This window comes from Microbacterium sp. HJ5 (assembly GCF_054824025.1).
In genome coordinates this window covers 20420-40271 of sequence record NZ_JSYE01000029.1, presented here as the reverse complement: position 1 = coordinate 40271, position 19852 = coordinate 20420, and the positions used below count along the sequence as shown (strand labels likewise).

General features: G+C 70.8%; 13 protein-coding genes. 4 read left to right on the top strand and 9 right to left on the bottom strand.

The window, feature by feature from the left end; translation table 11 throughout:
- Positions 1-13 precede the first annotated feature (13 nt).
- From OB08_RS13485 to OB08_RS13475, 3 genes are all read right to left on the bottom strand, one after another.
- Entirely contained in the window at positions 14-3088 is a 3075-nt protein-coding gene (locus OB08_RS13485; RefSeq protein WP_461475560.1) for a lamin tail domain-containing protein, read from the bottom strand.
- 170 nt (positions 3089-3258) lie between these two features.
- Positions 3259-5556 (bottom strand): glycoside hydrolase family 3 C-terminal domain-containing protein, encoded by a 2298-nt coding sequence (locus OB08_RS13480; protein ID WP_461475558.1) that lies wholly within the window; start codon positions 5554-5556, stop codon positions 3259-3261.
- Between the two features lie 76 nt (positions 5557-5632).
- The gene (locus tag OB08_RS13475) at positions 5633-6955 is read right to left on the bottom strand and encodes an MFS transporter (protein ID WP_461475557.1); all 1323 of its coding nucleotides are present in this window, start codon (positions 6953-6955) and stop codon (positions 5633-5635) included.
- Between the two features lie 103 nt (positions 6956-7058).
- On the opposite strand from OB08_RS13475, the gene OB08_RS13470 reads away from it, so the two are divergent.
- Positions 7059-7712, top strand: a complete 654-nt coding sequence (locus OB08_RS13470; protein WP_461475555.1) for a TetR/AcrR family transcriptional regulator — start codon at positions 7059-7061, stop codon at positions 7710-7712.
- The gene (locus OB08_RS13465; RefSeq protein ID WP_461475553.1) at positions 7696-9189 is read left to right on the top strand and encodes a carboxylesterase/lipase family protein; all 1494 of its coding nucleotides are present in this window, start codon (positions 7696-7698) and stop codon (positions 9187-9189) included. The genes OB08_RS13470 and OB08_RS13465 overlap by 17 nt, the downstream gene beginning before the upstream one ends.
- 169 nt (positions 9190-9358) lie before the next feature.
- On the opposite strand, the gene OB08_RS13460 is transcribed toward OB08_RS13465, so the two are convergent.
- From OB08_RS13460 to OB08_RS13440, 5 genes are all read right to left on the bottom strand, one after another.
- Entirely contained in the window at positions 9359-10345 is a 987-nt protein-coding gene (locus OB08_RS13460; RefSeq protein WP_461475551.1) for an LLM class F420-dependent oxidoreductase, read from the bottom strand.
- 9 nt (positions 10346-10354) lie between these two features.
- On the bottom strand, positions 10355-11251 hold the full coding sequence (locus OB08_RS13455; protein WP_461475550.1) for a DNA-methyltransferase: 897 nt from the start codon (positions 11249-11251) through the stop codon (positions 10355-10357).
- Between the two features lie 22 nt (positions 11252-11273).
- On the bottom strand, positions 11274-12323 hold the full coding sequence (locus OB08_RS13450; RefSeq protein ID WP_461475548.1) for a lipoate--protein ligase family protein: 1050 nt from the start codon (positions 12321-12323) through the stop codon (positions 11274-11276).
- Between the two features lie 98 nt (positions 12324-12421).
- A complete protein-coding gene (locus tag OB08_RS13445) occupies positions 12422-14017 on the bottom strand; it encodes a glycoside hydrolase family 6 protein (protein WP_461475546.1) in 1596 nt (531 codons plus the stop codon).
- 153 nt (positions 14018-14170) lie between these two features.
- Positions 14171-15022, bottom strand: coding sequence for an alpha/beta fold hydrolase (locus tag OB08_RS13440; RefSeq protein ID WP_461475544.1), 852 nt, complete (start codon positions 15020-15022; stop codon positions 14171-14173).
- Positions 15023-15112: 90 nt separating this feature from the next.
- Here OB08_RS13440 and OB08_RS13435 point away from each other — a divergent pair, with 90 nt between their 5' ends.
- Together OB08_RS13435 and OB08_RS13430 are read left to right on the top strand one after the other, a co-directional pair.
- Positions 15113-15577, top strand: coding sequence for a MarR family winged helix-turn-helix transcriptional regulator (locus tag OB08_RS13435; RefSeq protein WP_461475542.1), 465 nt, complete (start codon positions 15113-15115; stop codon positions 15575-15577).
- Complete coding sequence (locus OB08_RS13430) at positions 15574-16923, top strand: MFS transporter (protein ID WP_461475540.1); 1350 nt, start codon at positions 15574-15576, stop codon at positions 16921-16923. The genes OB08_RS13435 and OB08_RS13430 overlap by 4 nt, the downstream gene beginning before the upstream one ends.
- 112 nt (positions 16924-17035) lie before the next feature.
- On the opposite strand, the gene OB08_RS13425 is transcribed toward OB08_RS13430, so the two are convergent.
- Complete coding sequence (locus OB08_RS13425) at positions 17036-19783, bottom strand: family 1 glycosylhydrolase (RefSeq protein WP_461475538.1); 2748 nt, start codon at positions 19781-19783, stop codon at positions 17036-17038.
- Positions 19784-19852 lie beyond the last annotated feature (69 nt).

Sequence of the window (19852 nt, the reverse complement as noted above, 5' to 3'; positions counted from 1 at the left end):
ATCCGCTCGTCTTTCAGGCGCGCGCCGCCCGGCGTCGCACCAGCAGGAGCGCCGCCCCCGCGGCCACCATGGCCAGCGCCGTGCCCGCCGCCCCCAGCGCCCGCCCGAACTCCGAGCCGGTCGCGGCGAGCGCGTCGGCGACCGCGATCTCCGTCCATCCGATGACATCGCCGTCGGCGTCGAGCACCACGAGGCGGTGGGTGCCGGCCGCGACGCCTGCGGGCAGCGTGACGGTGACGGTGCCGTCGGCGGCCACCACATGCGCGCCGAGCGAGACCGGCGTCGAGTGCAGCCACACCCACACCGTGTCGCCCGCGTACCGGGTGCCGACGAAGATCGTCACCGTCGCGCCCGGCGCCGCGGTGTCCGGCGCATCCACCTCACCGCGCGTCGTGTCGGTGAGCTCGTCGTCGCCCACGGGTCCCGGTCCGCCGGTCGCGGGCAGCGACGGGGTCGGCTCTCCCGGTCCGCCCGGACCGCCCGTCGCCTCGCACGGGAGCGTGCCCGAGCGCAGCGAGAAGCCGTCGGTGTCGGCGTCGTCAGCGTAGAACGTGGGCTTCACTCCCCCGGCGCACACGGCGTCGTCGGACACGGCGAAACCCTCGTTCGCGATGTTCGCCATGCCACTCGGCCGCTGGAACACGCGGGTCGTCGTGAAGACTCCGGCCTCGGGTTCGAGTTCGGCGAACGCGATCCGGCCGTCGCACGCCTCGTCGCAGACGATCCACAGGCCGCCGCGGTCGGCGTCCCACTGCACGTCGGCCACGAGCGCGAAGGTCGTGGCGATGGTGGCGATCCGGGTGAAGCCGCCGCCTGCGAGCAAGGCGTACGCGTAGACGGATGCCGTGCCCTCGACCCCCACGAAGAAGAGGCCCCCGCCGTGGCCGGGGTAATCGGCCGGGTCGTAGGCGCTGCCGGTGACGGCGTCGACGAAGCCGCCCGCGAGCAGGTCGGCGTCGGGCACCCACGTGATGCCCTCGAGGCCGGCGTTCGCCCCCAGCCCGGCGAAGTCGGCGGCGAGGTTCCACTCGCCGGTCGCCGTCAGCGTGCTGCCCGTGCCGCTCACGTCGTAGCGCAGCACCGCGGGGCGGCTGACCGAGCTCGCGTCGTTGTCGCGCTCGCTCGAGACGTAGACACCGCCCGCCGAGTCGTCGCCCGCGACCGTCACGCCCTCGGCGTCGACTGCGCCGGTGCCGCCCGGGTACCGGAGCGTCTTGCCGCCGGCCCAGCCCTCGGTCGCGGCGGGCGCCCAGCCGCCGTGACCATCGGCCACGAGCTTGTAGAGCAGGCCGTCGCCGTTCTGCACCGCCCACAGCGTGCCGAAGGCACTCGATCCGGACGGCTCGTAATCCAGTCCGCTGAGGTCGCCCGAGAAGGTCGCCTCCTCGTCGAGCACTCGCACCGCGGTGCCGCCGGGCCACGCCTCGTCGATGACGACACCCTCGCACAGATTCTGCGTGCCCTTGGTGGCACCCGTGGTCGACTCGAATGCGCCCTTCGGGTCGGGGCAGCGGCCGTACGTGTGCGCGGCGTGGATGGTCCACGAGTACTCGTCGAGCATCGTGGTGCCGTCTGCGGCGAAGAGCCGCACCGCGTCGGCTCCGCCGAGGCCGTAGCCCAGCGCGTCGGCAACGAAGTACGCGCCGGGCGCGATGGTCGTGCCGGCCGGGACGACGTACGAGTGGTCGTTCTCGCTGTCGCGGATGACCAGGCCAGAGGCATCCGCTGCGCTCGTGCCGACGTTGACGAGCTCGACCCAGTCCTCGCCGTCCGCCGGCTGACTCTCGACCTCGTTGATGACGACGGGCAGCGCGCAGTTGTTCGGCGCGCCCTTCGTCGTGACGGTCGTCGACGCGAACGCACCCGTGCCGTCGGGGCAGCGGCCGTAGCTCGTCGACGGCGCGTGGACCGACCAGCTGTAGGTCGCGACCTCTGTCACGCCATCGGGCAGGAAGAGATGCACCTCGTCGGCGTTGCCGAGCCCGAAGTCGAAGCCGATCGGGTTCGAGGCGCTGGCCTGATCGATCACGAAGAAGGCGCCCGGCGCGACGGTCGAGCCGGCGGGGAGCGCCCACGGCACGCGCGTCGCGTCGTTGTCGCGGAACAGCCAGCCCGACAGATCGACCGCCTCGGCGCCGATGTTGACGACCTCGACCCAGTCCGTGTCGTCGCCGTTGCTCTCGACCTCGTTGACGACGATCGAAGCGGATGCCGCGGGCGGCGCGCAGTCGTTGGCACCGGCCTTCGTCGGGGCCGCGGTCGCGGCGAACTCTCCGACGCCGTTCGGGCAGCGGCCGTAGGTCGTCCCGGCGTGCGCGGTCCACGAGTACGTGTCGATCGTCGTGCCGGCGGCGTCGGTGAGGCGCACGGAGTCGGCGCCGCCGAGCCCGAACCCGAGGTCCGCCTCGGTGAACACGGCGTAGCCGCCCGCCGCGATCGAGGTGTCCGCGGGCACGGTGTAGACGTGCGTGTCGTCGTTGTCGAGCAGCCGCAGGCCCGCGACGTCGACCGAGACGGTCGCCGTGTTGAAGAGCTCGACCCAGTCACCGCCGGCGTCGCTCGACTCGATCTCATTCACCACGACGACTTCGGCTGGATTCATCGTGCACACGTTCGCGGCGTTCTTCGACGCGGCCACGGTCGTCGTGAAGGCGCCGGTGCCGTCGGGGCAGCGGCCTGAGCTCGGCGCCGGGTGGGCGGTCCACCAGTGCGTGTCCAGCAGCGTCGTGCCGTCAGCGGCGAAGACGCGCGCCGAGTCGGCGGCACCCAGCCCGAAGCCGTCGGCGCCGACGTTGGTGTCGACGGTGTGGAAGGCGCCGGGGGCCAGGGTCGTGCCCGCGGGGATCACGGCGATGTGGTCGTCGGCACTGTCGCGCACCTGGAATCCCGAGATGTCGACGGACTCGGTTCCCGCATTGGTGAGCTCGATCCAGTCGGCCGCCGTCTCGACCTCGTTGACGACGATCGCCGGGTTGTCCGCGGCGATCGCGGGGGCTGCGACGACGGCGGGGACGATGAGCACGGACAACGCCGCCAGGGCGGCGAGGGGCGCGCGGGAGCGCGCGAGGAACGGCATGCGGGAACGCATCGATGCACCTTCGGACGAGGGTCGGGTTTCGCCTCAGCGTCGTGGCGCCCGGCGACCGGCGGGTGAACGGCCGATGTCCCACGGCTTGCCGCCCGACGACCGGCGGGTGCGCGTGCAGAGACGACGGATGCCCCGGCCCACGTGGGGCCGAGGCATCCGCTCTCCGTCTGTCAGTCCTGCTGCGGAGCGTTCGCCATCGCGATGAGGCCGTCGATCATCTCGGGGTTGATCGCGCCGTTCGAGTCGCCCGCCGCGAACATCCCGGCACGGCCGATCGGGAAGGACTCCATCATCTTCGACGCATCGACGCCCTCGGGCATGATCGCCTCGACGCCCTCCATGCCGCCCATCATCTGTGCGATGGCGGCCTGCACCATCTGCCCGACGACCGGATGCGCCATCACCTCGCCGATCGACGACGTGCGCGACAGCGGCAGGACGACCGGGTCGCCCTCGACGGCGACGGAGACGGTGGAGCGGATGTCGCGGCTCGACGCCGCCACGTCGACGACGTAGTCGCCGCCCTCGACGACCCACGCGTCCAGCCGGATGTCCCAGTACGCGAGGTCCTGGCGGCGGACGGTGAGCGTGACCTCGGCGATCTCGCCGGCCTCGAGCGCGACCGATGCGAACGCCTTGAGCTCGCGGGTCGGGCGCTGCACCTTTCCGCCGGGCAGCGACGTGTACACCTGCACCACCTCGCGCCCCCCGCGGTCACCGGTGTTGGAGACCGTGAGCGTGACGACGATGTCGCCGGTCGCGTTCACCTTCGCCGTGGCGTCGCCGTACGAGAAGGTCGTGTACGACAGGCCGTGGCCGAAGGGGAACGCGACCTCCATGCGGCGCGCGTCGTACCAGCGGTAGCCGACGAACAGGCCCTCGCCGTAGCGCACGTGCGAGAACTCCCCCGGGAAGTCGAGGAACGCCGGGGTGTCCTCGAGCCGGTGCGGGATCGTCTCGGTGAGCTTCGCCGACGGGTTCACATCGCCGAACAGCACGTCGGCCACGGCACCGCCGCCGGCCTGCCCGAGCAGCCAGCCCTCGAGGATCGCCGGCACGCGGTCCGCGAACGGAAGCGCCACGACGCCGCCGTTCGAGAGCACGACGACCACGTTCCCGTTGACCTCCAGCACCGCGTCGAGGAGCGCGAGCTGCTCCGCCGGCAGGTCGATGTCGGTGCGGTCGTAGCCCTCGGACTCGAGGCGGGCGGGAAGTCCCAGGAACAGCACGGCGACCTCGGCAGCGGATGCCGCGGCCACCGCTTCCTCGCGCAGCGCCGCGGTCTGGTCGGCCGTGACGTGCGGTGCGACGCTGAAGCCCTTGGCGTACGCGACGTCGCCCGCGGCGAGCGCGCGGATCTCGTCGAGCGCGGTGTCGAGGCGGGTCGGGTTGATCATCGAGGAGCCCGCGCCCTGGTAACGCGGCTTCTCGGCGAACTCGCCGATGAGAGCGACGCGGGCGCCCTTGTCGAGCGGCAGGATCGCGTCGTCGTTCTTGAGCAGCACGATCGAGCGGCCGGCCGCCTCCCGCGCGAGTGCGTGGTGGGCATCGACGTCGAGGGGACCGGAGACGGCGCCCGCCCCCGCCTGCGCCTTGCCCACGAGGTCGAGCACACGGCCCGCGGCGGTGTCGACGACGGCCTCGTCGAGCTCCCCGCTCTGGACCGCGGCGACGATCTGCGCGTCGGTGACACCGTTCGACGACGGCATCTCGAGGTCCATGCCCGCCGCGAGACCCGGCACGCGCTCGTTCACGGCACCCCAGTCGGAGACCACGAGACCCTCGAAGCCCCACTCGTCGCGCAGCACCCGGGTGAGCAGCCACGGGTCCTCCGACGCGTACACGCCGTTGATGCGGTTGTACGAGCACATCACCGTCCACGGCTGGGCGTCCTCGACCACGCGCTGGAACCCGCGCAGGTAGATCTCGCGCAGCGGGCGCGGGTCGACGTCGGACGACGAGCGCATGCGGTCGTCCTCCTGGTTGTTCGCGGCGAAATGCTTGAGCGACGTGCCGACGCCCATGGACTGGATGCCCTTCACGATCGCGGCGCCGAGCACGCCCGAGACGATCGGGTCCTCCGAGAGGTATTCGAAGTTGCGGCCGCACAGGGGCGAGCGCTTGATGTTGATGCCGGGACCGAGCAGCACCGCGACGTTCTCGATCGACGTCTCGACACCCAGCGCCTCGCCCACGCGGTGCACCAGGTCGACGTCCCACGACGAGCCGAGGCCGACCGCCGGCGGGAAGCATGTCGCCGGCACGCTGTCGCCGAGGCCCAGGTGGTCGCCTCCCTCGCGCTGCTTGCGCAGGCCGTGCGGGCCGTCGGTCACCATGACGGCCGGGATGCCGAGCCGGTCGACGGGCTTGGTGTACCAGAAGCTCGCGCCGCTCGTGAGCGACACCTTCTCCTCGAGGGTGAGATCGGCGATCGTCGCCGTGCGATCAGCAGTGGTCACATCAGTCATCTTGCAGCCTTCTCTTTCGTCGTGGTGAGGATTCGATGACGGATGCCGCGACCTCGGGCCGCGGCATCCGTCGATGTCATCGGGTGGAGCGGATGGGCCAGACGGCGAACGCGCCCAGGAGGCTCAGCGCGATGCCGACGGGGAACAGTCCGGCGTAGCCGAACGCGAGCACGATGGCGCCGGCGACGCCGGGGGCGAGCGTCTGCGGGAGCGTCGCGGCGATGTTCACGACACCGAGGTCCTTCGCGAACGACTTCGCCGACGGCAGCACCTCGCTGATGAGCGCGGTGTCGACGGCCTGGAACATGCCGAAGCCGAGTCCGGCGAGGAAGGTCATGATCATCCAGGCCGTGAGGTCGGGCCACACCCACGGCAGCACGAGGGCGAGTCCGGTGATCGCGGCGGACGCGAACACGAACGGCTTGCGGCGGCCGAAGCGGTCCGACAGCGGGCCCGACACGACCGTCGAGATCAGGATGCCGGCGAGGCTGATGAGGCCGAGCACGGGGATCACCGCCTCGGGTTTCTCGACGCCGAAGTAGTCGGTGAGCAGGAACAGCTGGTAGCCGGTGACCGCGAAGTACCCGGTGTAGAGCAGCAGTCGTCCCGTGAACGCCCAGAAGAAGTCGGGGTGCTTGACGGGGTTGACCCAGAAGGTGCGCAGGAAATCACCGAGGCGGAACGGCTCGGGCTGCAGCTTCGCGCTGGAGTAGTCGGGGTTGAAGCCGTTGAAGAGCGCCATCATGACGAGCGCGACGACGGCGAACGTGACGTATCCGGCGGTGAGGCTGTTGAAGAACAGCGAGCCGACCACCTGTCCACCGATGGCGCCGACCATGAGGCCGATGCCCGACAGTGCGGCGAACAGGCCGCGGCGCGAAAGCGGCACGCGATCGGGCATGACCGCCGAGAGCGGACCCTGCGCGAAGTTGTAGCTGATCTGCACGAGCGTCCACGCGATCACCACGCCCACGAGCGAGTCCGCGAACGCGAGGCCGACCAGCGCGAGGCCGCCGGCGAGCGCGCCGAGGATCATCCACGGGGCGCGACGGCCGAAGCGCGAGCGGGTGCGGTCGGAGATCTGCCCGGCGATCGGCTGCGCGATCATGGCCGCGAAGGCGCCGATCGTGGCGACGATCGCGAGGTTGGCGACCTTGTCTGCCTCGCCGAAGAGCAGGGTGATCTGCTGCGGCAGAAGGATGCCGGGCACGGCGCCCCAGATGAGGTAGATGCCGAGGTTTGCGGGGATGATCCAGGCGAGGAGCCTGCGGAGGCCCTTGATGGGCGGCGGCGGATCGTCGTTTCCGGCCGCCGTGGCGACGAACGTGTTCTCGGTGATGGGTGCGGGCGGACCGGGGTTCGGCTCGGGCGCGATCGCGGCGTCAGACGGCTGTGTCATGGGACGGTCCTATCGGGTGGGTCGGCGCTCCTCGTCGAGCGCTGGCAGAAACCATATGCCATTTGGTTTTGGGAAATCAAGCATCGTTCGGTTTACTGTCCCCATGGCAGACAGCCGCAAGGAACGCCGGGGTTCTTACGCGAAGGGCGTCGCGAAGCGCGAGGAGATCCTCGAGCGCGCACTCGACGTCATCGCCCGCGAGGGGTACCGAGGTGCCTCGATCAAGGAGCTCGCCGACGCGGTGGGCCTCAGCCAGGCCGGGCTCCTCCACTACTTCGACAGCAAGGAGGAGCTGTTCACGGCGATCCTCCGCAAGCGCGACGAGATCGACTCCGCAGGGTTCGGGCTCTACCAGCCCGATGGGTCGGTGTCGTCGGGCGACCTGCGCGCTGGCTACCTCGGGGTGATCCGCCACAACGCCGACGTCCCCGGCCTCGTGCATCTGTTCGCACGGCTGTCGGTCGACGCGAGCGACCCCGACCACGCCGCTCACGAGTTCTTCGTGTCGCGCGGCCAGACGCTGAGAGAGGTGTTCGCGGCGGTGATCACGAAGCAGCAGGCCGCGGGCGAGGTCACCGACCGCATCGACCCCGACGTGCTCGCGCGGGTCTTCCAAGCGGTCGCCGACGGACTGCAGGTGCAGTGGATGCTGGAACCCGACGTCGACATGGCGGGCACCATCGACGCGCTCTTCGCCGCGCTCGACCCGCGATCCGACGCCGACCGGAACGGAGCGCGCGGTGGCGAAGCATCCTGACGGTCCTGTCGTCAGCGTTGAATCGGGCGACGTCCGCGGCGTATGGCGGGGCGACCCCGGCGGTTCGAACGCGTCGGCGGCCTTCCTCGGGATCCCGTTCGCACGCGCACCGATCGGCGAGCTGCGCTACGCCGCACCCGAGCGGCCGGAGCCGTGGGACGGCGTGCGCGACGCGACCGGATACGGTGCGACCGCGCAGCGCGGCGACGCCGGGACCACGCTGATCCCGGAGCCGTCGGTCGCGGGCGAAGCGACCCTCAACGTCAACGTGTTCACGCCCGCGCCAGGCGAGCGGGCCGCGGGACTGCCGGTGCTCGTCTACATCCACGGCGGCGGGTACATCGCCGGATCGCCCGCGAGCCCCTGGTACGACGGGCGGGCGTTCAACCGCGATGGCGTCGTGACGGTGACGATCTCGTACCGCCTGGGCTTCGACGGCTTCGGGCACGTGCCGGGAGCGCCGTCGAACCGCGGCGTGCGCGACTGGCTCTCCGCGCTCGAGTGGGTGCGCGACAACATCGCGGGCTTCGGCGGCGATCCGTCGCGCGTGACGATCGCCGGGCAGTCGGCGGGCGGCGGCGCCGTGCTGGCGCTCCTCGGCATGCCGGCTGCGCAGCACCTCTTCCACGCGGTGTGGGCGATGTCGGCAGCGCTCGCCGACGTCTCGCCCGAGCGCGCCCGCACCCTGTCGGCGAAGCTCGCCCACCTCGCCGGCGTCGCGCCGTCGCGCGACGGCTTCTCGTCGGTGCCGGAGGAGACGCTGACCTCGCTGCAGGAGAAGGCCGCCACGCCGGAGTCGAAGGATCGGCTGGCGCCCGTGCACCTACTGCTCGAGGACGGCCTCTCGTGGGGGCCGACCGTCGACGGCGACCTGATCACGCAGCCGACCCTTGCGGCCCTCGCGGCGGGCATCGGCGCCGACAAGCCGCTCGTGCTCGGCACGACCGACGACGAGTTCACGATGGTGACCGACTCGGCACGGGGGAAGCTGCGGCTCGTGCCGGTCTCGCTGGCGCTCGCCCAGCTCAAGCTGCCGCGCGCAACGCGACGGGCGTACCTGGCCGACAACGCGGCGCAGCGCCGCAAAGGAACCGCGGCGGTGCTCGGCCGGTTCGTGACCGACGCGGTGTTCCGCTCGACGGTGGTGCGCGCGGCCGAGGCGCGCGGCAACGCGCCGACCTGGGTGTACCGCTTCGCATGGCCGTCGCCCGTGCGGAAGTGGGCCCTGCACTGCCTCGACGTGCCCTTCTGGTTCGACTGCCTCGACGCCGACGGCGTCACGGCGATCGCCGGCTCCGCGCCGCCGCGGCGACTCGCCGACGCCGTCCACGGCGCCGCGGTGGGGCTGATCCGCGACGGCGAGCCCGGCTGGCCGGCCTGGACCGCGCACCCTGGCACGACGCGGGTCTTCGGCGGCGAGGCATCCCTCCCCGACGTGGTGGCCGACGGGTACCGCAGCGTGCGCGCGCTGCTCTGACGCGCCCGCCGGCGGTCAGCACTCGCGCCGTGCGCCCGACTGCTGCGCTTTCCTGCGAGTGCTGCGTCGATCGGCGCAGCACTCGCAGGAAGATGCAGCGCACCGTCGCGCGAACGCCGGAGCTGGAGCCACCGGGGAGGCGCTGAGGCGCCGAACCGAGCGGCCGGGCTCAGGCCAGCGCGGCGACGACCTCGCGCTCGAAGAGCTGCACGCCCGACCGGTCGTACGCTGCCTCGGGGAAGTAGTGGATCGCGTACCCGAGGCCGTGGCGCTCGCGCTCGGCGAGGCGCTCGGCGACCTGCTCGGGTGTGCCGAACCCGGGCGAGCGCCGGTACTCGGCCTCGATCGCGTCCGCGCGCTCCTGGCCGACGTGGGGAAGCAGCCGCGCCTTGACCGCCGCGAGACGATCGGATGCCTCGGCCTCGGTCTCGCCCACGATGGTGTTGAAGTTGGCCGACCTCGTGATCGAGCCGAAGTCGCGGCCGAGGGCGTCGCAGTGGCCGCGGAGCACCTCGCTCTTGTGGTCCCACTCCGCGAGCGTCCCGTTGAAGTTCGTGTACGCGGCGTACTTCGCCGCGATCTTGAGCGTCACCTTCTCGCCGCCGCCGGCGACCCACAGCGGGATGCCGCCCTCCTGCAGGGGCAGCGGGCGCACCAGCGCGCCGTCGACCTGGTAGTACTTGCCGTCGAGTGTCGCCGATCCGGTTCGCCACGCCTGAGACATGATCTCGACGCCTTCGCGAAGCATCCCGAGCCGATCCTTCACCTCGGGGAAGCCGTAGCCGTACGCCCGCCACTCGTGCTCGTACCAGCCGCCGCCGATGCCCATCTCGGTGCGCCCGCCCGACACAGCGTCGACGGTCGCGGCCACCTTCGCGAGGTAGGCGGGGTTGCGGTAGGCCATGCACGTGCACATCTGGCCCAGGCGGATGCGCGAGGTCGACGCGGCGAACGCGGCCATGAGCGTCCACGCCTCGTGGGTCGCCTCCTCCGATGCGACGGGCGTCGTGTGGAAGTGGTCGTAGACCCACAGCGACTCCCACGGGCCCTCGTCGGCGAGCTGGGCGAGGGTCGCCATCACCCGCCACTGGTCGGCGGGCTCGATGCCCACGAGGTCGAATCGCCAGCCCTGGGGGATGAAGGTTCCGAAGCGCATTCCCCCAGCCTAGGTTCGCGCGGCGCCCCCATGGCGAATGACGGCGGCGTGCGGCATCCGCTCGCCCATGACCGCGACCGCGTCGGGGTTGTCGTCCACGAGCACGGCGTCGCGGCCGAGCGCCGATGCCACCGCTCCGGTGGTGCCGCTTCCGGCGAAGAAGTCGAGCACGCGGTCGCCGGGGCGCGACGACGCCTGCACGATGCGCCGAAGGATCCCCTCGGGCTTCTGCGTCGGGTAGCCGGTCTTCTCACGTCCGGTCGTGGGCACGATCGTGTGCCACCAGACGTCGGTCGGCAGCTTGCCTCGCGCTGCCTTCTCGGGGGTGACGAGCCCGGGTGCCATGTAGGGCTCGCGGTCGACGGCGTCGGAGTCGAACCAGTACCGCTCGGGATCCTTCACGTACACGAGGATCGTGTCGTGCTTCGTGGGCCACCTCTTGCGCGTCTTCGCCCCGTAGTCATATGCCCAGATGAGTTCGTTGAGGAACCTGTCGCGCCCGACCAAGGCGTCGAGCAGCACCTTCGCATAGTGCGCCTCGCGGTAGTCGAGGTGGAGGTAGAGGGTGCCGTCGTCGGCGAGGAGGCGCCACGCCTCGAGCAGTCGCGGCTCGAGGAAGCCCCAGTAGTCGTCGAACCGGTCACCGTATGCGCGAAGGTCTCCGCGCAGCCGCTCGTACTCCCGGCCATGGAAGCCCTTGCGGATCACCGCATCGACCGCGCGCTCGTCGCCGGGGGCACGGGCGGTCTCGAGCGCGCGCTCCTGCGTGCGACCGGTGTTGAAGGGGGGGTCGAGGTAGACGAGCGTGAACGAGCCGTCCGCGAAGCCGCGGATCACGTCGAGGTTGTCCCCTTCGTGGATCTCGACGGTTCCGGATGCCGCGCCCGCCCGCGCGGGTTCGCTCACTGTCGCCCTCCCCCGGCGATCCTCACGGCACCCGGCGCAGCCACGCGTCGGTGGCGAACTTCGACTCGACGAGCGCCTCGGCCTCGGCGTATTCCTCTTCGGTGATATTCCCCGGCACCGCGCCGTAGAGCTTCGCGAACGTCTCCTTGAACCGCTCGATGATCGCCTCGCGCGGCAGCCCGGTCTGGCGACGCAGCGGGTCGACGCGCTTCGCGGCGGAGGTCGTGCCCTTGTCGCTGAGCTTCTCGCGGCCGATGCGCAGCACCTCGGTCATCATCTGGCCGTCCATGTCGTAGCTCAGCGTCGCATGGTGCAGCACCCCGCCGTTCGCGAGGCGCTTCTGCGCGGCGCCGCCGATCTTGCCCTGCGGCGAGGCGATGTCGTTGAGCGGCTGGTAGGTCGCCTCGATCCCGAGCGAGCGCAGCGCCTGCAGCACCCAGTCGTCGAGGAACGCGTACGAGTCGGCGAAGGTGAGACCGGCGACGAGGGATGCCGGCACGTACAGCGAATACGTCACGATCGAGTTCGCGGCCATGAGCATCGCGCCGCCCCCGGAGATGCGACGCACCACGTCGAACCCGTGCCGCTGCGCCCCGTCCGGGTCGACTTCGTTGCGGAGCGACTGGAACGAGCCGATCACGACGGCGGACTCGTCCCACTCCCACAGGCGCAGGGTGGGGCGCCGGCGGCCGTCGCCCACGCGCCCGGTGAGCACCTCGTCGAGGGCGAGGTTCATGCGCGGCGAGACCGGCTTCTCGTGCACGATCTCCCAGTCGAAGTCGCGCCATCCTGGCGCCGTCACGAGCGCGCGGCGCACCGCGGTGCCCACGGCCTCGGGCGTGAAGCCGAGCAGCTGGGCGCCGTCAGGGAGCGCGGAGCGCACCGCAGCGGCGATGGTCGTGACGTCGGCCTCGATCGGCAGGCCGTTGACGGCGGCGTCGATGTCGTCGAGGGCCGAGTCGGGCTCGAGGAAGAAGTCGCCCGCGAGGTGGAAGTCGGCGATGCGGCCGTCGCGCTCTTCCAGGTCGACGACGACCAGCTTTCCCCCGGGCACCTTGTATTCGCCGTGCATGCTGTTCAGCCTATTGCCGCAGCGCGACGGCGAGCCGCGCAGGCCGCCCGCGCACGGCAGCGGCGCCGGGTGTCAGCATCCCGGCGCCGCCGCTGATCTCACGAGGTGCAGGCCCGCCCGTTCAGGTGGAACTGCCACGGCTCGACCGCCGCGCCCGTGCCGGTGACGGCGAGGGCCGCCGTCTTGCCGGGTCGCAGTGCTCTCGCGCCGGTCACATCGACGGTCGCTCCGTCCTGCGCGAACGAGCCGCCGACGACCTTGATCACCTTCCGAGTGCCGTCGAAGGTCCACGACAGGGTCCAGGGCGCGAGCGTGGCCGACGAGCCGTTGCGCACGGTCAGCGTGGCGACGAAGCCCTTGCCGACCTTCGTGCCGACGACCTTGACGTGGCAGTCGAGCGGCGCGATCGGCGGGTTCGCGAGCGCGACGAGCTCGCGCGCCTGCTCGGCGAACCACTGACCAGCGGCCGGATCTTCGATGCCGCGTTCGGGGTCGAGTGGTCCGGCGGTGCCGCGGAAGCACTTGCCGTCCGACTCGCGGGGCACCTTGATCCACAGATAGGCGTCGACCAGCGGCACCCCGGTCTCGGTCGTGGGACGCAGCCCGAGACCGCGGTCCGGCGGGTTGCACCAGTCCTCGTGCGCCGCGTAGACGCCCTCGGGGTAGTCCCAGGGGCCGAGCCCGTTGCGGCTGGTGTCGATGACGAAGCTCGTGGCCGGCTCGACGCCGCCGAGGATCGAGGCATACCGAGACTGGACGCCGTCGACGTTGAGCGCGAGATCGGCGTTGCCCGGGGTCCACTCCCCGTACGGAGACATCGCCGTGCCCTGCCAGTCGGTGGCGGGACCTCCGTTCCAGTACTGGTTGCCGCACGAGCCGAAGTCGCCCGGATTCACCTCCGTCACGTAGGCGATGCAGGACGAGATCCACGTGCCGAACCAGGTCGAGTTCGTCGTGAACTGGTAGTTCGATGCGTTCAGGAAGAATCCGTCCGCCCGCTGCACGCCGCCCTTGAGCAGGCGGTCGGTGATCTCGCCGACGTTCAGCCAGCTCGCGCCCGTGCCGTCGAGATAGACCGAGGTGCTCGCGAGCGCGCCCAGGGCGTCCACGGCGTGGTTGAGCTGGGCATAGCGATCGGATGCCGCGGTCCCGGCCGGCACCTCGGCGGGCTGACACCACTCGAGCTGACCGTCGAGCGTGGTGTAGTGCGGGATGATGCCGAGGCCGTCCGGTTCGAGGATCACCGTCGCGGCGCGGTCTCCGATGCCCGCCGCGAATCCGTCGACCCACGCCTGGTAAGCGACGGTGTCGAGCGCGCCGCCGGCGGAGTACTGGGCGCAGTCGCGGAACGGCAGGTTGTAGGCGACGAGCACCGGCATCCGGCCCTCCGCATCGGCGGCGGACACCACGTCGTCGACCGCCGCCTGCACTTCGGCGGGTGTGCCGTCGGTGAACCAGTCCGCCGACGGGATCGAGCCCAGCAGCTGGGCGTCGGCGCGCGCCTGACCGCTGAGGGACTGCGCGGCCTCGAGGGTCGTGCTCCAGGGGTTGAGGTAGAGCTCCGAGCCGGGGAGGTCTCCGTCGGCCGCGGCCGCAGGTGCCGACGCGAGCGGCACGGCGAGGCCGGCGGCCAGTACGGCGGCTGCGCCGAGCGCGACCGCCCGTCGCGATCGTCGGGGGGATGAGTGGGACATGGGGGTGCTCCTCTGATCATCATCGATCGTCATCGCGGCGGCGTCGTCGCGATAGACCGCCGGTGAGGCTGTGGGAGCGCTCCCACGGCGGTCATTGCTGACAGGATGGCGCAATCCGGCACCGTGAGTCAACGGGTGCGTCCGGAACTCCGGTCAGACCCGGACGGGAAACCGCTGATCGAGCCACGCCAGCAGATCGGCGCGTACGTCGGCCTGCATCACCTCGTTGAAGATCTCGTGACGTGCACCGGGATACACCAGCGTGGTGACGTCGGTGAATCCGGAGCGCGTGCGGTACGCGTCGGCGAGGCGGTGCACGCTGCGCGGTCCGCCTACCGTGTCGTCGCGACCGACCATCAGGAGCGTCGGGATGTCGCGGCCCAGATTGCGACGGGGCCGACCGTACATGCGGAGGGAGTCGATCACTCCGATCAGCTTGATGGGGTCCTCGGACGTGGTCAGGGGATCGTCGAGGAAGGCGCGCCCGACCGTCGCGTCGCTCGAGAGCCACTCCGTCCCCGTCGCCTCCGGTCCGTCCCAAGGTCTGTTCAGACCACTGGTGCGGATCGAACCCGGCATGCGCAGCGCCGAGCCCGTCAGGACGAGTCCGTCGTACGCGTCGGGATGGAGATTCACCAGCATCTGCGCGAGCACCGACCCTCCCGAGTGCCCCAGCAGTACGAGCGGGAGCGCGGGGTGCTCGTCTCGGAGCTGTTCGGTGAACTGCCACATCGTGGCGAGCGCGGCTCGGAGGCCACCGGGACCGAGACGGCCGAGACGCGGGACGTCGCCTCGGTGCTGCCCCATTCCGGTGCGGCCGTGACCGCGGTGGTCGGCCGCGTACACGCTGTATCCATGGGCCGTGAGGGCGTCGATCAGCGCGCCGTAGCGGCCGGCGTGCTCACCGACGCCGTGAAGCAGCTGCACCACCGCCCGAGGCGTCGCCTTCGCGGGATGAACGTCGTAGACGATCGAGATGCCGTGCGCATCGATGAACTCGGGCATGCGCAGAGTCTAAGGCGACGGATGCCGCGACCGCGGTGGCGGCATCCGAAATTCCTTTAGCAAAACTAATGAGCTATGCTAAGGAACCGGATGAGCAGCGATACGAAACCCTTGACGACCTCGGCAGACCACCTCGACGACCACTCGGCGGCGGCCTCGCGGCTGCGCATCGCCACCTTCCGCCTCGCCCGCCGCATGCGCACGCAGCGGGCCGTCGACTCGATGAGCGACGGCCAGTTCGCCGTGCTCGCGGCGCTCTGGGTTCACGGCTCGCACACGCTGGGCGAACTCGCCGAGCGTGAGCGCGTCTCGGCTCCGTCGATGAACCGCACCGTCAACTGCCTTCAGGAGTCGGGCTACGTCAGCCGCGCCGCCGACGAGTCCGACGGGCGCAAGGTCGTGATCTCGCTCACCGACGCCGGCCGCGCGGTCGTGGACGAGACCGCCCGCCGCCGCGACGCGTGGGTCGAGGCGGCGCTCGCCGACCTCACTCCCGCAGAGCGCGAGACGCTCGACGCGGCAGCCGAGCTCATGCAGCGGATGGTGGCCCGATGAGCGCCATGTTCCGATCGTTCTCGATCTTCAACTACCGCGTCTGGTTCATCGGCGCGCTCGTGTCGAACGTCGGCGCGTGGATGCAGGCGACCGCCCTCAGCTGGGTCGTGCTGACCGAGCTCACCGACAACGACGCCGCAGCCATGGGCGTCACCATGGCGCTGCAGTTCGCTCCCCCGCTGCTGCTCGTCGGCGTCACGGGCTGGGTCGCCGACCGCTTCGATCGGCGCCGGCTGCTCGTCGTGACGCAAGGGCTGCTGCTGCTCCTCGGCGTCGCGATCGGCATCCTGCTCCTGCTCGGCGTGATGACGCTGCCGATCATGTACACGTTCGCCCTCGCGCTCGGCGTGGTCGCCGCGTTCGACAATCCGGCCCGTCAGGCGTTCGTCTCCGACCTGGTGTCGCGTGAGATCGCGTCGAACGCGGTGGCGCTCAACGCCGCGTCCTTCAACGGCGCCCGCATGATCGGCCCCGCCGTCGCCGGTATCGTGATCGTCGCCGTCGGCACCGGCTGGGTGTTCCTCGTGAACGGCATCACGTTCCTCGGCATGATCGTGGCGCTCATGCTGATCCGCACCGACGAGCTGATCCCGCGCGTGAAGGCGACCGGCGCGTCGCGCCTCGCCGACGGCTTCCGCTACGTCGCCCGACGTCCCGACCTGATGGTGACTTTCTCGATGGTCTTCCTCGTCGGCGCGTTCGGCATGAACTTCCCGATCTTCGCGTCGACGATGGCCCTCGAGTTCGGGCAGAACGCCGACGGCTACGGCCTGCTCAGCTCGATCCTCGCGGTGGGCTCGCTCGCCGGCGCGCTGCTCGCCGCGCGCCGCGATCGCGCCCGCATCCGCGTCGTCATCGGCGGAACCCTGCTCTTCGCGGTGGCTGCCACCGTCTCCGCGGCGATGCCGACCTACTGGCTGTATGCCGTCACGCTCATGTTCACCGGCTTCGCGGTCGTGACCATGCTCACGACCGCCAACGGCTACGTGCAGACGACCACCGACCCGGCGCTGCGCGGCCGCGTGCTCGCGCTCTACATGGCGATCCTCATGGGCGGCACGCCGATCGGCGCGCCCATCGTCGGGTGGGTCGCCGCCGAGTTCGGTCCACGCATCGCGATCCTCCTCGGCGCAGGGGCGGCTCTCGTCGCGTTCGCGATCGGCGCCACCTGGCTCATCGTCTCGGGCCGTCTGCACCGCAGCGAGGAGAAGCGCTTCCTGCTCACGATCGACGAGACGCGTCCCCTGTCGGTCGTGCAGCCCACACCGGAGGAGTTCAGCGACGAGGTCGCGTCGACCACGCCGGTGCGCGTGCCGGACGACGTGCGCCAGCGCCGCGCGAGCTGAGCTCGACACGCGCGCGAGCTGAGCCGGCCCGCCGCGAGAGCGGCCGGCCCTGCGCGAGAGCGGCCGGCCCCGCGCGAAAGCGGCCGGCCCGAACGGGCCCGCGACAAGCCGCTCACGCGCAGTCGAGTGCTGTGACGCACGGTGCCGGAACACGGCAATTCGGGCACGAGCCCGTCTCGTCCCCGGCGTACGGATGCAGCCGTTCCACCGCGGCGAGCCGCGCGAGCAGCGGCCCGCGGATGAACGGCGTCGCGGACGCCACCGCGGCGTCCGCCAGAATCTCGACGAGCGGGCCGGTCAGGCGCGCCGACCCCAGCGCGGGGTCCCTCAGCCCGGCGATCGCCGCCCGCGTCGCGGCGCGATGCGACGCGACTGTCCGGACGGTGAGGCGCTCGACGGGCACCTCTAGCAGCGTTCCGATCGACTGCGCGATCGCATCCCAGCTCTGGTGCGCTTCAATCACCTTCACGAGGCGTTCGCGCCCCTCGGCATCTTCGACGAGACCCGCACGGCACGCAGCCGCCATCCCCTCGGCCGTGTCGACGACGGCGACCACCTCGCCGTAGTCGGCCACCACGTCGGCGACCGGCGTAGACACCACGGGAAGACCCGCGGCCAGATATTCGAGCGTCTTGGTGGGGCTTATCGAACGGGTCGCGTCATTGAGTGCGAAAGGCATGATGGCGACATCGAAGTCGGCCATCACCGCCGGGAGTTCAGCGTAGTCGGCCATGCCGGGGTAGTCGAGGTTCGGTCTGATCGGGAGCTGTGCCGGATCGATCTTCGCCACCGGGCCCACGATCCGCACCAGCCAGTCCGGCAGCGCGTCCGCGAGCGCCCCGACCAGATCGAGGTCCAAGCGCTCGTCGATGACGCCGACATACCCGGCCACGGGCCGACGTCCCACGCCGTCCCGGCGACCTGCCCCCGCGCGCAGCGATCGCGACGAGGCGTAATGGGCGACGTCGACGCCGCTGGGAAACAGGTGGCAGTCGGGACGGGAGCCGACCACGCTCCGATGCAGTGACCGGCCGCCCGCCAGCACCACGTCGGCGGCTGCCAGGAGCCGCGCCTGCGCCTCTCTCATGCCAGGAGGCGCCCCCGCGAAAGATGCCAGGTCGTCCATGACGTCGTACGCGATGCGGTGCGGGCTGAGAGCCGTGGCGATATCGGCGGCCATCGGCGTGTACACGAGCAGGTCCGGATGCGGCACGCCCTCCTCCGCGAACAGCCGCGCGAGGAGTTCGCGATACGGCGCCGCCGCGGGATGGTCGAAGCCGATGGCCGGCCTGCCCTCTGCCGACGCCAGCGGGACGACCAGGCGCACTCGCGTCACCTGTCCGACCTGATCGGTCCACAGTTCCGGACTGAGCACGTCCGCGGTGATCGGCTCCTCGACGAACCACGTGCGACCGCCGCGGATTCCGCGTTCCCGGGCGAACCTCGTCACGAGGTGCTGCGGCCTCTGCCACACCCAGTCCCAGCGCAGGTGCGACAGCACGACGAGGTCACGCGCGATGGGGAAGACAGGGATCGCCGGCTCCGGATTGGGCGGATCCTGCCATTGCCAATCGAGTGCGGCGAAGAACCCGCGAAGGTCCTCGTCGCACGGCGACTGGAGTCGGTAGGCGGGAAGCTCGTCGACGGGCGCGCCCGCGGCCGCCAGCTCCCACGCGGCCGTGAGCTCGTTGACCCTCGCACGACCGCCTCGAGTGAGGTCGTAGACCCCAACGGGGTCGCGATGGTTGATGGGGAGCGCGAGCAGGGAGTCCCAGTCGCACGAGTCGACCAGAGGGAACCACGTGAATCCGGAAAGAGGAAGCCCGTCTTTCACCGCCCGCTCATACTGATCGAGCATGTAGCGCAGCCACGTCGCGCGGTCCGAAGGCAGCCCCCGCACGTTCGTCTCGGCGAGGAGCATAGGAAGCCCGTAGCGCCGGTGGTAGTCGGACGCGACCGCGGCGAACCCGCGCGGCGCGGGGGCCGGCGACACGGGTCCGTCCTCGACGTACCACCACTCGGAGTGAGGGTAGTAGTCGAGGCCCAGCACGTCGATGCGGATCGGCTCGAGAGTGAGCAGCGCGCCGCCTCCTGCTTCCACCAATGCCGCGAGCGCCGGGCGGCGCGGGTCGAGGTCATGGCCGAGCACGAGGTCGAGCAATAAGTGCCGGCGATCGTTCGCGAAGGCGGCGTAATCGGCCGGCCCTCCCGGCGACCCGGCGTGTGACTCGCAGGTGTCGATCCACACGTGCTCAGCGTCCGGAAGGCGCTCATCGAAGATGCGCCACGCGGAAACGATGGCGGGCAGCACGGATTCGGCGAGCTTCACGAACCCCTCCATCCCGGTCCCGAACGGCGGCCACAGCGACTCATGGCCAGCGAGGAACAGCGTGGCGAAGGGTTCGTTGAAGAGGGTGTACGCCGAGATCCACGGGTATCTCGTCGCCACAGCCTCGGCGAATCTCACGAACTCCCCAGCGAAAGCCGGATCGGCGAAGCCTCCCGCGAGTCGTCGCGGATAGCTGGTGTGATGCACGAGATCCAAGATGGGTTCGAGACCCCGGCGCCTGATCTCGTCCATCTCGGCGTCGCATCGCGACCAGTCGAACGCGTCCGGGTCCTGAGCGATCCGGTGCCACGGGAGCGCGTAGCGCAGCCGGGTCACACCGGCTTCCTGCAGCGCATCGAGGTGCGTCGCCCATCGGGCGGAGACCTCCGTGCTCTCGCCCACGTCGATATCGGCGTCGGGAAGATACGTCGTCTCGAACGCGCCGATGAAATCGCGCCGTACGCGTGCGCCGGGGAACGTCTCCAACTCGCTGCGCCCGGCAGGCCGGGCGTCGGGTGCAAACAGCGTCATTGCCCGACCATGAGGCAGCTCGAGGACTTCCGGGCGGGGGTTGCCAAGACACCGCCGGACGTCTATGCG

What these genes read in the sequence shown, in the direction of transcription:
- OB08_RS13485 (WP_461475560.1), bottom strand. Translation starts at nt 3,088, where the DNA reads ATGCGTTCCCGCATGCCGTTCCTCGCGCGCTCCCGCGCGCCCCTCGCC.
- OB08_RS13460 (WP_461475551.1), bottom strand. Translation starts at nt 10,345, where the DNA reads ATGCGCTTCGGAACCTTCATCCCCCAGGGCTGGCGATTCGACCTCGTG.
- OB08_RS13440 (WP_461475544.1), bottom strand. Translation starts at nt 15,022, where the DNA reads ATGCCCGAGTTCATCGATGCGCACGGCATCTCGATCGTCTACGACGTT.
- OB08_RS13430 (WP_461475540.1), top strand. Translation starts at nt 15,574, where the DNA reads ATGAGCGCCATGTTCCGATCGTTCTCGATCTTCAACTACCGCGTCTGG.
- OB08_RS13445 (WP_461475546.1), bottom strand. Translation starts at nt 14,017, where the DNA reads ATGTCCCACTCATCCCCCCGACGATCGCGACGGGCGGTCGCGCTCGGC.
- OB08_RS13480 (WP_461475558.1), bottom strand. Translation starts at nt 5,556, where the DNA reads ATGACTGATGTGACCACTGCTGATCGCACGGCGACGATCGCCGATCTC.
- OB08_RS13450 (WP_461475548.1), bottom strand. Translation starts at nt 12,323, where the DNA reads ATGCACGGCGAATACAAGGTGCCCGGGGGAAAGCTGGTCGTCGTCGAC.
- OB08_RS13475 (WP_461475557.1), bottom strand. Translation starts at nt 6,955, where the DNA reads ATGACACAGCCGTCTGACGCCGCGATCGCGCCCGAGCCGAACCCCGGT.
- OB08_RS13425 (WP_461475538.1), bottom strand. Translation starts at nt 19,783, where the DNA reads ATGACGCTGTTTGCACCCGACGCCCGGCCTGCCGGGCGCAGCGAGTTG.
- OB08_RS13435 (WP_461475542.1), top strand. Translation starts at nt 15,113, where the DNA reads ATGAGCAGCGATACGAAACCCTTGACGACCTCGGCAGACCACCTCGAC.
- OB08_RS13470 (WP_461475555.1), top strand. Translation starts at nt 7,059, where the DNA reads ATGGCAGACAGCCGCAAGGAACGCCGGGGTTCTTACGCGAAGGGCGTC.